Annotated in this window: 11 protein-coding genes; 9 read left to right on the forward strand and 2 right to left on the reverse strand. The window is 59.6% G+C overall.

The genetic code is table 11. The features are described 5' to 3' along the window. The first annotated feature begins 84 nt into the window (after positions 1-84). The 5 genes from HBO09_RS15665 (at position 85) to HBO09_RS15685 (ending at position 5,517) form a co-directional block, all read left to right on the forward strand. On the forward strand, positions 85-2,490 hold the full coding sequence (locus tag HBO09_RS15665) for a TonB-dependent receptor (RefSeq protein ID WP_169995041.1): 2,406 nt from the start codon (positions 85-87) through the stop codon (positions 2,488-2,490). A gap of 325 nt (positions 2,491-2,815) precedes the next feature. Then, positions 2,816-3,865 (forward strand): type III secretion effector protein, encoded by a 1,050-nt coding sequence (locus tag HBO09_RS28945; protein ID WP_262381240.1) that lies wholly within the window; start codon positions 2,816-2,818, stop codon positions 3,863-3,865. A 181-nt stretch (positions 3,866-4,046) separates the two neighbouring features. Continuing rightward, entirely contained in the window at positions 4,047-4,364 is a 318-nt protein-coding gene (locus HBO09_RS15675; protein ID WP_169995039.1) for a hypothetical protein, read from the forward strand. A gap of 201 nt (positions 4,365-4,565) precedes the next feature. Further along, on the forward strand, positions 4,566-4,913 hold the full coding sequence (locus HBO09_RS15680; protein ID WP_169995038.1) for a hypothetical protein: 348 nt from the start codon (positions 4,566-4,568) through the stop codon (positions 4,911-4,913). After that, positions 4,903-5,517 (forward strand): type III secretion effector protein, encoded by a 615-nt coding sequence (locus tag HBO09_RS15685; RefSeq protein ID WP_169995036.1) that lies wholly within the window; start codon positions 4,903-4,905, stop codon positions 5,515-5,517. The genes HBO09_RS15680 and HBO09_RS15685 overlap by 11 nt, the downstream gene beginning before the upstream one ends. Before the next feature lie 10 nt (positions 5,518-5,527). Here the strand turns inward: HBO09_RS15685 and HBO09_RS15690 are convergent, their stop codons facing one another. Continuing rightward, positions 5,528-6,682 carry an MFS transporter gene (locus tag HBO09_RS15690; protein ID WP_169995034.1) on the reverse strand — a complete coding sequence of 385 codons (1,155 nt, stop codon included), beginning with the start codon at positions 6,680-6,682 and terminating at the stop codon, positions 5,528-5,530. A 319-nt stretch (positions 6,683-7,001) separates the two neighbouring features. Between HBO09_RS15690 and HBO09_RS15695 the strand changes: the two genes are divergently transcribed. The 4 genes from HBO09_RS15695 to HBO09_RS15710 all read left to right on the forward strand — a co-directional run bounded on the left by HBO09_RS15695 (position 7,002) and on the right by HBO09_RS15710 (position 11,918). Then, positions 7,002-7,973 (forward strand): diaminopimelate epimerase, encoded by a 972-nt coding sequence (locus HBO09_RS15695; protein ID WP_169995032.1) that lies wholly within the window; start codon positions 7,002-7,004, stop codon positions 7,971-7,973. 297 nt (positions 7,974-8,270) lie between these two features. Further along, positions 8,271-10,316, forward strand: coding sequence for a type VI secretion system tip protein VgrG (locus tag HBO09_RS15700; RefSeq protein ID WP_169995030.1), 2,046 nt, complete (start codon positions 8,271-8,273; stop codon positions 10,314-10,316). Then, a complete protein-coding gene (locus tag HBO09_RS15705) occupies positions 10,316-11,152 on the forward strand; it encodes a DUF4123 domain-containing protein (RefSeq protein ID WP_169995028.1) in 837 nt (278 codons plus the stop codon). The genes HBO09_RS15700 and HBO09_RS15705 overlap by 1 nt, the downstream gene beginning before the upstream one ends. Next, on the forward strand, positions 11,145-11,918 hold the full coding sequence (locus tag HBO09_RS15710) for a hypothetical protein (RefSeq protein WP_169995026.1): 774 nt from the start codon (positions 11,145-11,147) through the stop codon (positions 11,916-11,918). The genes HBO09_RS15705 and HBO09_RS15710 overlap by 8 nt, the downstream gene beginning before the upstream one ends. A gap of 312 nt (positions 11,919-12,230) precedes the next feature. Here HBO09_RS15710 and HBO09_RS28950 read toward each other — a convergent pair whose 3' ends face one another. After that, positions 12,231-12,377: a hypothetical protein gene (locus HBO09_RS28950; RefSeq protein WP_262381241.1), complete on the reverse strand. Its 147-nt coding sequence runs from the start codon at positions 12,375-12,377 to the stop codon at positions 12,231-12,233. Positions 12,378-12,394 lie beyond the last annotated feature (17 nt).

Consider the following 12,394-nt stretch of genomic DNA (forward strand, 5'->3'; position numbering starts at 1 on the left):
TTCGAGTTCTTCGTCTTCTTGTCCAACTGCAACTGGTTTGCATTAACCGACGCGCTCTCTTGGCATCACTGGACTAGGTACGACGTGAAAAAACTCGCTGCGAACAACAATAAAGCCTCCCGCTGGGCCCCTCTTGCCCTGGCCTTGGCGGTCAGTGCCGCAATGCCTGCGGCTTACGCCGACGAAGCCATTCATATCAAGGCCCAGCCCCTGGGCGCGGCGCTGAGCCAATTGGGCCAGCAAACGTCGCTGCAAGTGTTTTTCAGCCCGCAGATGGTGGCCGGCAAACAAGCTCAGGCTATTGACGGCAACCTGTCGCCGGAACAGGCCCTGCGCCAGTTGTTGCAGGGCAGTGGCCTGGACTATCAGATTGACGCGGGTTCGGTGACGTTGCATCCAGTCTCCACGGGCACCGGTGAAGCCGGTTCGCCCCTGGAACTGGGTGCCACTGCGATCAATGTCGTAGGCGATTGGCTGGGCGACGCCAATGCCGAAGTGGTGCAGAACCATCCCGGCGCACGTACCGTGATCCGCCGCGAGGCAATGGTGGAGCAGGGCGCGATGAACGTCGGCGACGTGCTGCGCCGGGTTCCCGGGGTGCAGGTGCAGGAAGCCAACGGCACTGGCGGTAGCGATATTTCCCTCAACGTCGGTGTACGCGGCCTGACGTCGCGCCTGTCGCCGCGCTCCACGGTGTTGATTGACGGGATTCCTGCGGCGTTCGCTCCCTATGGTCAGCCGCAGTTGTCGATGGCGCCGATTTCCGCTGGCAATCTTGAAAGCATCGATGTGGTACGTGGCGCCGGTTCCGTGCGTTATGGACCGCAGAACGTCGGCGGGGTGATCAACTTCGTGACCCGCGCGATCCCCGAGACCTTTTCCGGCGAAGTCGGCACCACCCTGCAAACCTCTTCCCATGGCGGTTGGAAACATGTCGACAACGCCTTTATCGGCGGTACCGCAGACAACGGCATCGGCATGGCGCTCCTGTATTCCGGGGTCAATGGCAACGGTTATCGCGACAGCAACAACGGTAACGACATCGACGATGTGATCCTCAAGACCCACTGGGCACCGACCGATCAAGATGACTTCACGCTCAACTTTCATTACTACGATGCCACTGCCGATATGCCCGGCGGCCTGACCCAGAAGCAGTTCGACGCCAACCCTTATCAGTCGGTGCGCGACTGGGACAACTTCAGCGGCCGGCGCAAGGATGTGTCGTTCAAGTACATCCGCCAGGTTGACGACCGTACCCAGGCGCAAGTGCTGACGTACTACTCCGACAGCTTTCGTGGCAGCAACATCGCCAGCCGTGACCAGCAGACTCTCGGTTCGTTTCCACGCACCTACTACACCTTTGGCATCGAGCCACGGGTGTCCCATGTGTTTGACCTGGGCCCGACCAGCCAGGAAGTCAGCGTCGGCTACCGCTACCTGAAAGAAGGCATGCACGAGCAGGCCAGCAATTTGAAACTGGTCAACAACGTCCCCACACCGATCGGTCAAAATGACGGCCACGTTTATCAGGACCGTACCGGTGGCACAGAGGCCAACGCGTTCTACATTGACGACAAAATCGACGTCGGCAAATGGACGATCACCCCAGGTATCCGCTTTGAGAGCATTCGCACCCAATGGCATGACCGCCCGGTCGTGGGCTTGAACGGCACGCGTACCCAGGAAAAACACCGCGAGATCAAGAACAACGAACCGCTGCCGGCCCTGAGTGTGATGTACCACGTCTCCGATGCCTGGAAACTGTTTGCCAACTACGAAACGTCCTTCGGCAGCCTGCAATATTTCCAGTTGGGCCAGGGCGGTAACGGCGACCAGACAGCCAATGGCCTGCAACCGGAAAAGGCCAAGACCTACGAGATCGGTACCCGCTACAACGATGAGGTCTGGGGTGGCGAAGTGACGCTGTTCTATATCGACTTCTCCGATGAGCTGCAGTACGTCAGCAATGACGTGGGTTGGACCAACCTGGGCGCTACCAAACACACCGGTATCGAAACCTCGGCCCACTACGATCTGTCCAGCCTGGACCCACGCCTGGAGGGTTTGACCGCTAACGCCGGGTTCACCTACACCAGGGCGACTGCCGAGGGCGATGTAGCATTCAAGGGCCGTGACTTGCCGTTGTATTCGCGCCAAGTGGCGACCCTGGGGCTGCGATACGCGGTCAATCACTGGACCCACAACCTGGACGCTTACGCTCAGTCCGGCCAGCGCGCCCCCGGCACGACCAGCACCTATATCACCCAGCCGACCGCTGACGGTCAGTACGGTGATATTCCGGGATATGTGTCGGTCAACGTGCGCAGTGGTTATGACTTTGGTGCCCAACTGTCGAACCTGAAACTGGGCGTGGGGGTAAAAAACCTGTTCGACCAGCAGCACTACACCCGTTCCAGCGATAACAACGCAGGGATTTACCTGGGCGAGCCGCGTACATTCTTTGTGCAGGCGAGCGTGGGCTTCTGATCGCGTGACGGCAGCGTCGCCGCGCCTTGATCGGGCCGGCGGCGATGTGCCTGCTGACCCAAGACGTTGCTGCTGACGTACTTCACAGCGCCTTTCCTCGCACTGCTGTGTATGCGCCTGACGATTCTTCTGTGCTGATTGAAGGGGCGTTAGCGTGCATTTCCTACCTTTTTTTTGCGGCTTTCATCGCTTTCAGGAACCGAACTCCGTAGGCCTGCCACACACCATCAACCCTCCGTGCACGGGTGCCTTGTGATAACTGCGTTGTCGAGGTGCCTGGGCGTGTGAGGTGGACCGTGTCAACAAGTCGCACTGGAGAAGATCTATGTCGGTACCTGCGTTCAATCAGCCTGTTGTCAATCTACCAACTGACGGCACACATCAAGGAGCCCAACAAGGGGCCAACACCAAAGAGGCAAAGGCTCCGGTTATCGGGGCGCCTTCCAGTGGCCCTAGTTTCAGCGCGCCAGCGGGTAAGTCGGGGCCGGTGTTCGCCGAGTCACCGACGCTGGCGCACGTCGCTGCAGGCGCTCGCGCCCCTTGGAGCAGCCAGGCTTCCACGTGGCAGAACAACTTCTCTCAGGGGCTTTTCAGCCGTTTGAAAGGGTTTTTCTTCGCCGCCAGGCCGCCGCATTGTGGGCACTTGCCCCACAGGCCCGATCCGGGCTATGGGCGTCCACCGCAAAGGCCCGATCCTAGCTGCGGGCGTCCACCGCAAAGGCCCGATCCGAGCTGCGGGCATCCGCCACAAAGGCCACATCCGATCCACGGAAACCCGCCGCCAAGACCGTTTCCCCAGCAGCCCGATCCGCACTATTCAAAGCGCAGTCATGACCAGTTGGCCCAACAGCTGCTGGATAACTTCCAGGTATTCAAGGATCCGCGAAATCCTGGCCACGTGACGCGGCAGAGTTTGAGCAACATGGCGGCAAGACCGCTGACAGGCAACCCGGCCATGGATCAGAACATCAGGCTGGCCAGGGAAATCCTCAAGCGTCCGGAACTCATGAGCGCGCTGGATCGCGACGGACGTACGGGCGTGCTGGACGATCGGTTCAGCTGGCAGAACATCAATGACGTAATCCGTTCCAGCAATCCGTTGAAGTTCCAGGATGACAAGCAACTGGCCAGTACGATGCTCGAGAACTTCAACAAGTTGAAAGGCGGGTTCTGGAACCAAACCATCAAGATCAACGATCTGCGTGCCTTGGCCCAGCGTCCGCTGACGGGCAACTCGCAAAGGGATCAACTCATCCTCCTGGCGAAAGAAGTCGTCAGCCGCTCGAGCCTCTTGCAGAAAATGGACAATATCGCAGGCCATCCCTATGACGGCCGGATTAGCCGACAGACGCTGCGCGAACTGATGTTGTCGTAATCAATCATCGGTACTGCACAGGTATTTCATCCACGGGAAAAAGCCGCAGGCTCTTCGCGGTTTTTTCCTGCTCGCCGGTGCCATATCAATCGTCCGGAACTGTTTTGCGCTGTTTGCCACACAACGTGTATCTGACGGCCTTTATGACGCCGACGGTTTCACTTAAAGAGAGGGTGTTGACATGACTTCAACGTCACTTGGAACTCAAACTCCCGGTCTGCCGCAATCCCTTCTTGCACCCACCTGTGACAATGGTGAGCAGGGCCGACGCTTCGGTGTCCAGGCCCAGCACGTGCTTGGCGAGGAGGCGCCTGAAGCTCTGGGCGCAAAGTTCTTTCCAGGGCAGTACACATTCAAGGCACCGGCGGCGGATGATTTCGCCAAAGGCCTGCTTCCTCACCGTACCACCCACACCCCAGGTGGCCCGGTGCCGGAAACCGCGGGCATGACAACCGGCTTGGTCACGGCATTAAAGGTCTTGCTGGGTGTTTCCAGATAGGCAGCGTTGTGGTGCTCAAAGACGGGCGGAGGCTGCCCCAGGTCCTGCCAGTTGTTTACATGTAGTCATCGAAATTGATCGGCCACCCGGAACCATTGCGGATGCCAGGCCACATACTTTGCGCTTGTTGGAGAGCCACCGTTGCAGTGACAGAGGTGGTAGCCGGTCTGAGATGGGGTCTAGAAAAGGTGGATATGAAACATGGCAATTGACGGTGGGGTACCTCTTCTGCGGCCCGATATTACGAGCCGCCATGATGCGATACCGGATCACGCACAACAAAAAGCTCATGCTGCTTCAAGCGAAACCACGCCGCGTGGGTGGCAGGATGATAATCAGCCGTTGCCCAGCACGATTCGATCTTCGGGGTTCCGGCGTCCCTTGCGCTGGGCCACGCCCAATGAAATGACGCTGCATCATCAGGAATTGAGAAACACGCCTTCGGTGCGTACAACCGATGTGAATCCCTATACCCAACTGCCGGATAGCCAGCTCGTGACGGCGCTGGGTGATCATTTTTCCGTGCTGGAAAAATTTCATGAAAAATGAAGGATTGAAACTGTCGTCACTGCGGCGGATCGCCAGTGAAAAAATGACTGACACACCCGCGCGTAATAACGCCATCCTGCTGGCCAGGGCACTTGTCCAGCGCCCGCGGTTGATCGACGCGATCCTCGACGAGGAAGGGTTCATCACGCGGCAAAGCCTGTCAAAGGCCGTGCCGGCAGTGTTTGGCAACAGCGATCCCAATGCCTTCAGCTCGGACCCTTTTCATGCCAAGACCAATGTCGAGCTAGTGCAGGCGTTTCGGGCGGCATTTGATGAACTTCGGGACAGGTCCCGGGACCGCACGAACTTTTTTGAGCAGGTCGGCTACGTGCAGATCGAGAGGCTTGTCTCAATCAGCAAGGACCCGGACGAAACGGACACCCAAGGCACGGTTATCCGGGACCCCGCCACCGGGCTGCCGAAAAAGATGTACAGCGAACAGCTGGTATACATGTCAAAAAACCTGGTGGACCGTCCCAGGCTATTGAACTCACTGGCGCGCATCCATTCTGGCTGGCGACGCATTTATGGCAGTCGCAACCAGAAGGGATGGTTGAGCAGTAAAGACCTTGACGGCTGGCTTGAGAACAACAAGCCCCTTTAGTGCTCTGGACTCATGACACCCGCAGTATTTTCCCACTGATCGCCACGCCCAGCAGGAGCACGGCGATCAACACAAAGGCTACGCTCAAGCTGCTGCCATGGGCGATAAAGCCGATCAGCGCCGGGCCCGCGAGAATGCCCGCGTAACCCAGGGTGGTGATGGCCGGCACCGCAATGTGCTCCGGCATGACGGTTTGTTTGCCGACAGCGGTGTATAGCACCGGCACAATGTTCGAACAGCCCGCGCCTACCAGTGCATAGCCCAGCAGCGCGGTTTCCCACGCCGGGAGCAGCGTGGCCAGGAGCATGCCGGCGGTGGCCAGCAAACCACCGATCACGATCACCCGTTTTGCCCCCAGGCGACGAACAATGGCATCGCCGGTCAGGCGGCCGATGGTCATGGTCAAGGCAAACGCCGCATAACCCAGGCCCGCATAGGCTTCGTCGAGGCCGCGTTCGTCACTGAGGAACACGGCGCTCCAGTCGAGCACGGCACCTTCTGCCAGGAACACGATAAAACACAGGCAACCGATAAACAGCACCACCCCGTGGGGCATGGCAAAGGCGGGGCCTGAGCTTTCACTGCCATAGGGCAACAAATGGGGGGCCGCCTTGAGCAGTGCGGCCAGCGTAATCACGATCACCACCAAGGTCGCCGACAGCGGTGACAGCCCCAGGCCGAGCAAGGCGCTGACACCCGCCGCCCCCACAATCCCTCCCAGGCTGAACAGCCCATGGAAACCCGACATCATGGTCTTGCCACTGGCTCGTTCTACGATCACGGCTTGCAGGTTGACGGTTGAGTCCACCGTGCCAAGGCCGGCACCAAACAGAAACAACCCGGCCATTAGTAACGGTATCGAGCTGACGGTGGCCAGCATCGGTAGGGCCACGCAGAGCAGAATCGTCCCGGCGCTGAGCACGCGACGGCAGCCAAAGCGTGACGCCAGAGCGCCCGCCGCCGGCATGGCGATGATGGACCCCACCCCCAGGCACAACAGCAACAGGCCCAGGGTACCTTCGTTGAGTTGGGCACGGGCCTTGGCATAGGGAACCAGCGGTGCCCAGGCCGCGATGCCAAAGCCTGCAATGAAAAACGCGATGCGGGTCGACATTTGTTCCAAACGTCCTGGAATCACAGGCGCTGGGGTGGGGATGGCAGTCATGAAAATCCTTGATTTTGCGTTCAGCGAACGATGTGCGGCGGGACATCCTTGCACATCAGGCCTTATCGAGCGAGCCGGGTTCCCGTGGTCGCAGCGAACTTATTTTTTACGACATGGAACACTTTTGCCAATGAGCACCACAGAGAGGCTAGCGGGCCCGCTTGAGGTGGCCTGGATGGTGCGTAATCCCTTCGAGTGGCGGTGAACCCCAGGCTGCTTGCAGAGGATTACCACCTTCCAGGCCACTTTGGTGGGTGGTGTCCCGGGTCGACATTGCCCACAATCGCCAGGTGCTTTTCCCTGTCGAGGTGGATGATCCATGACCCTGTTCTACGACGCTCGCGGCAATATCTACGGAGTGGCCAGCCCGGCCCTGTTACGCAGCCGGGGCATTGCCGTGCCCGATAGCGCCGCCCTGGCCGCCAGCACTCGTCAGGCCTGGGCAGCCTCGGCGATAGCGTCCGAATGTGGCTGGGGGACGGCGCCGCGTCCAGCCCAGGCCAAGGCTTATCGCTGCGATGGTTTGCTGGTCGGGCCGTTCCAGGCTGCGCCGCCGTATGACCTGCTGATTATCAACACCGATGGTTCCCTGGCCGAGCGCAGCGGCAATGGCTTGACGATCTTTGCCCAGGCCCTGACGGACGCCGGGCTGATGACTCAGGCCTGTGAGCTGCGGGTGCACCATGACAAACCTGATGCCCCATCAACGGTGGCGACCTGGGTTGAGCCGGCGGTCTATCAGCAGGTTTCGGGGTTCTGGTTGACGTTGGGGCAGCCGACATTCGGACCTCAGGCGGTGGGAGCAGTGGGGGCGGCGAGGAACGCGCCTGGCCACGTGAGTGCGCTGGCTGCGATCAACCCGCAATGGGCGCGCAGTGAATTTGTGCGCATCGGCAATCCCCATTGTGTGACCTTGGTCGAGCACGAGTCGGCCTTGCCGGACAATCGGCAAATGCACCAGCCGGGTCTGTTCGCACCACTGAAAGCGATTGCCTTTGCCCCGCCGGCAGGTGGTGGCCGGCCTTGTGCTGCCGGGGTCAATCTGCAATGGGCCGCCCGCGACTCTGCCAATCGGGTGATTGCCCGGGTATTCGAGCGCGGCGAAGGCCCCACGGCATCCTCCGGGACCAGCGCCAGCGCGGTGGCCTGCGCAGCATGGCGAGCGGGTTGGGTCGAGGCGGGGGAGGTTGCCGTGGTGATGCCAGGAGGCACGGCGCCGGTACGTCTGCATGTTCAGGCCGACACGTTGCTCAGTGTCAGTCTGTTCGGGGCCGCAACGCTTCAAAGTTGAGGGGGGAAGTACTTGATAGCTTAAATAAGTGTCAGTTGTTTCCTTATTGTTTAGTTATCGGTTGATGTGTTGCGTAAGTGATTTCCTGTTGTTGTTACCTGGTTTTTTTGCTGCTTTCTCATCTTGTAAAAGAGACTTCCATCCTGTTCGTACGAAACTTCTTTTTTATTTTCAAAGTGCCGAATGTTCGCGGATCTCGCTAATCTTTAAGAGCATTCAGGCACTTTCTTTGGCTGCGGGCTTTAGCTTGGCGGGGGGGAGTATTTCAGTCAGATAGCGGACGGCGGGTAACAACGGATGGTTAATGCGCTTGTTTCGTCACGTTTCAAATTTGTCCTGCAGAGTGTGGAGAACGACTTTCAAGTCCTGGCATTCAAAGGCCACGAAGCCCTTGATCAGCCCTACTTCATCGAGGTGCAGTTGGTCAGCGAAAACCCTGGCCTTGATCTGGAAGCATTGCTGCACCAGTCGGCATACCTGGGTTTCGGCGAAGCGGGCGAAGGCCTGCATGGGCAGGTGTATGCGGTCGGTCGCGATGACCCCGGGGCTCGGCTCACCCTTTACCGGCTGACCCTGGCGCCGCGCCTGGCGTGGCTGGAACACCGTCGTGACCTGCGCATCTTTCAACAACGCAGCGTGCCGCAGATTATCGCGGCCGTACTCGAACGCCACGGTATCCTGGCCGACGCGTATGCCTTCGAATTGGGCCCGGTGGTCTATCCGCCACGTACGTTCTGTGTGCAATACGCAGAGACCGACCTGCACTTTATCCAGCGGCTGTGTGAAGAAGAGGGGATTCACTACCACTTTCGCCACAGCCCGGACGCTCATCTACTGGTATTTGGTGATGACCAGACGGTGTTTCGCCGTTTGCCTGCACAGCGTTATCGCCCTGCCAGCGGCCCAGAGGCCGAGGCGCGAGTCATCCAGCGCTTCGATGTGCGCCTGGCAACCCGTAGCCGCCAGGTCGTGCGTCGTGACCATGACTTCGAGCATCCTTCGCGGCGCCTGCAAGAGCAAGCCGGGGCGCCATCGGTGCTACCTCTTGAGGACTATCACTACCCCGCAGGTTTTACGGGTCGGGCACGCGGCGTGCAACTGGCCCGCCGCAGCCTGGAGCGCCATCAGCGCGACCATTGCCGGGCCTTGGGCAAGAGTGATCAACCGGCATTGTGCAGTGGCCATTTCCTGCCGTTGAGCGATCACCCGCAGTCCTCCTGCAATGACTTGTGGCTGCTGACCTCAGTGCATCACGAGGGGTATCAACCACAGGTGCTGGAAGAGGCGATGCCTGGCAGCGAAGTGTTCCAGGGCTATCGCAACCGCTTCAACGCCACACCCTGGCGCGCGGTCCACCGTCCGGCGCTCAAGCACCCGAAGCCGACGATCACCGGTAGTCAGACGGCCACCGTGACGGGGCCGGTGGGCGAGGAGGTGCACTGTGACGCCTATGGTCGGGTGAAGGTGCGGTTTCACTGGGATCGGTTGGATAAGATGAGTGACAAAAGCAGCTGCTGGGTGCGAGTGGCCTCCGGGTGGGCGGGTGACGGCTTTGGCGCGATCATGACGCCCCGGGTCGGCATGGAAGTGCTGGTGACTTTCCTGGACGGTGATCCTGACCGGCCTTTGATCAACGGTTGCCTGCCCAATGCGCGGCATCTGCCCCCTTATCCGTTACCGCAACACAAGACCCGCAGCGTATTACGCAGCCGCAGTTCTCCCGGTGGCGCCGGTGCCAACGAACTGCATCTGGAGGACCGTCTGGGTAAGGAACTCATCTACCTGCGGGCCCAACGGGACCTGCAGCAGCAGGTGGGTCACGACTGCCACCTGGAAGTCGGTGGCGAGCGGCGCGAAACCATTCGCGGCCTGAGCACCGTTTACCTGGAAAACGAGGAACACCGCGACGTTCGCGGTAGTCGCAAAGTCCTGATCGGGGCTGGCGATCACCTCCAGGTAGAGGGCGACAGCCAGGCCTATATCGGCCAGACCCTGGTGGTCGAGGCTGGACAACAGATCCATCTCAAAGCGGGCGCCAGCCTGGTGATCGACGCGGGTGCGCAGTTGAGTTTCAAGGCCGGAGGCGAACACCTGCTGATCCAGGCCGGCGGAATTTTCAGCAGTCGCCCCATCACCCTTGGTGGCGCGCCAGCGGCTACGCGTTCGGCCAATCCCTTGGGGCCGGGCGATAACCCGTCATCGCCGCCGCGTGCCACCAGCGGTCCCTCTATTTCAGTGGTTCAGGGCGAAATCATGCGCTGGGCAAGGCAACTGGATGCGGATTTTTGTCCGGTATGCGAGCGCTGCCGTGAAGGTGAGTGTGACATCGGGAGGGTCGCGTGATGGCGCTGATGCCAGGCCAATGGATGGCCCAACAGCAGCAGGCAGGGCGACGCCTATGTTTGATCCTTGAGGGCAGCAGCGAGGCACGCCTGTCGTTGATGGCGTCCCGCGACCTGGCGCAATGTCGCAGCGTCTACGCTGGGAGCGCAGTGGCGGCACTGGCCGCTGCAGGGCCGGTGATCCTGCTGGTGGAGCAACTCGGTGAACCTGCCCTGGTGGGCTTGCTGGAGCGCCCGCAGGTGAACTGGGGCTGGCTGGGCAGCTTGCCCGACACGGATCTGGGTGGCGTCATCGAGCATTGGCACGCGCGAATGCTGGTGGGACCGCCGGGCGATCAGGCCCTGTACCGTTTCCACGACAACCGTACCCTGGCACGTGCACTGGCCTGTTTGCCGGTAGCGCAGCGACCGGCCTATCTCGGGCCGCTGATCAGTGTGTGCTACTGGTATGAAGACCAATGGTGCAGTGCCAGCAACCCTGCGCCGGGCAAGTACCCGGTACCCGATCCTGCCCCTTGGCTCGACATTCCCAATCCTCAGTCCTCGGCCATTCTGCACGCCAATATCTTGCGTTACCTGCTGGCTGAACACGGCGAAAGCCTGGCGGCATTGGTTGAATTCCAGGACCCAAGGATATGGCTGGCGCAGGTACTGGAACAGGCTCGCACCTGGCAATGGCGCGGGGCGCAACAATTGGAATTTTTGGTGGTGCGCCGGTTGGAGGAAGCGACGGGGGCCTGTTTGATCCGGTGGCAGCCGTTGACGGGGGAAGCGCCGGCCGATCACTTTTCACGGGTGTTGGCCCAGTGGCACAGCTTGAGGGAAAAACATGAGTAAGCGGGCGTACGGTGCATTACTGGTAGTGGGCATGGTGTGGATGGCGGGATGTGCAAGGGTGCCCGCCGAGCGTTTTACCTTGCAGGTGGAACTGCCTGCCAACTTTCGTTTTAAAAGCGCAGCCAATTACAGCCCTGCGGCTGGCGAAAGCTGCACCTTGCCTGCACGTCGAGGCAAAAGGCCGGAGCGCAAGATCTTTAGCGTGCCATATAACCCGGCGGCCAGCCGCGTGACCCAGGACCTGCCGCTGACTGAAACGGTAGAAGGTTGCCCGTTGGTGTTGCGCAGCGTGGAGTTTGATTTTTATGCACGGTGGGGAACGCGGGATACGGATATTGGGGGGGATATTGCGGCGATCTACTTTCAGGACCGTTCAGGAGGGGAGGCGCTTGGGTTGGAGACTTTGGAGTTGAAAGGGCGGTGTCAGTGGCTGTTTCGTACCCTCGGGTCACAACATGCCATCAGGAAGATTCTTAAATGCAACTCGCTGGACAACGAAGGGCAATTGCAGAGCATGCAGTCAGGTGGCGTAGTGCCGCGCGATCAACTAGCAGGAAACACACTTAGCTTGGTGATGGAGGTTACGAATGAAGAGAGACCTTACATGGGGAATACCTGGATCCGTTTCCCTCACGGGTGGAAGCGTTGCCTAGGGAAAAACCTGGACGATCAATATGGTTTTTGCGCGAAGGATGCTCCCACTTTCAGGCCTTTCAAGATGCCTGACGGGCGTGAGTGCAATGTTTACCCAACCTGTACTGAATAAGGATATTCAGCTATGGCTATCGAAGAATGGAAGGTACCGTTTTTCAGCGAAAAAATGCCGGCTTGTCCGTTACGTGGATGTTGGCTGAGTTTTTCCCTGGTTGATGAAACCGGCAATGGGAAAGCCTATGGAGGGCTTACTTATTCGGTCCTGGATAGTAACGGACAGCGGCACATTGGGCGCTTGGACGGTGATGGCTATGTGAAGCTGGCCAACCAATACAGAGGCCCATTGGTTCTGACTTTCGAGGCGGTTCATGAGTCATCTGGAGCTGATTATCACGGAGTATTGCAAGCGCGAGATCACTACCCCTTACCTATCACCGAGCTTCAATTTCGAGCTGAACATACTCGATTTGTGCGCAATGACGGCCAGCGGGTCGAGTGCAATCCGGCGCAGGAGCAAGCCAATCGATTCTACCAAGTCGAAGTCCGCGACCTCGTCCGCCATACCGCCCATTTACCGCCTCCTGCACC

Source organism: Pseudomonas sp. WS 5027 (genome assembly GCF_012985695.1).
GTDB lineage: Bacteria > Pseudomonadota > Gammaproteobacteria > Pseudomonadales > Pseudomonadaceae > Aquipseudomonas > Aquipseudomonas hygromyciniae.

What these genes read in the sequence shown, in the direction of transcription:
- HBO09_RS28945 (WP_262381240.1), top strand. Translation starts at nt 2,816, where the DNA reads ATGTCGGTACCTGCGTTCAATCAGCCTGTTGTCAATCTACCAACTGAC.
- HBO09_RS15675 (WP_169995039.1), top strand. Translation starts at nt 4,047, where the DNA reads ATGACTTCAACGTCACTTGGAACTCAAACTCCCGGTCTGCCGCAATCC.
- HBO09_RS15680 (WP_169995038.1), top strand. Translation starts at nt 4,566, where the DNA reads ATGGCAATTGACGGTGGGGTACCTCTTCTGCGGCCCGATATTACGAGC.
- HBO09_RS15685 (WP_169995036.1), top strand. Translation starts at nt 4,903, where the DNA reads ATGAAAAATGAAGGATTGAAACTGTCGTCACTGCGGCGGATCGCCAGT.
- HBO09_RS15690 (WP_169995034.1), bottom strand. Translation starts at nt 6,682, where the DNA reads ATGACTGCCATCCCCACCCCAGCGCCTGTGATTCCAGGACGTTTGGAA.
- HBO09_RS15695 (WP_169995032.1), top strand. Translation starts at nt 7,002, where the DNA reads ATGACCCTGTTCTACGACGCTCGCGGCAATATCTACGGAGTGGCCAGC.
- HBO09_RS15700 (WP_169995030.1), top strand. Translation starts at nt 8,271, where the DNA reads ATGGTTAATGCGCTTGTTTCGTCACGTTTCAAATTTGTCCTGCAGAGT.
- HBO09_RS15705 (WP_169995028.1), top strand. Translation starts at nt 10,316, where the DNA reads ATGGCGCTGATGCCAGGCCAATGGATGGCCCAACAGCAGCAGGCAGGG.
- HBO09_RS15710 (WP_169995026.1), top strand. Translation starts at nt 11,145, where the DNA reads ATGAGTAAGCGGGCGTACGGTGCATTACTGGTAGTGGGCATGGTGTGG.
- HBO09_RS28950 (WP_262381241.1), bottom strand. Translation starts at nt 12,377, where the DNA reads ATGGGCGGTATGGCGGACGAGGTCGCGGACTTCGACTTGGTAGAATCG.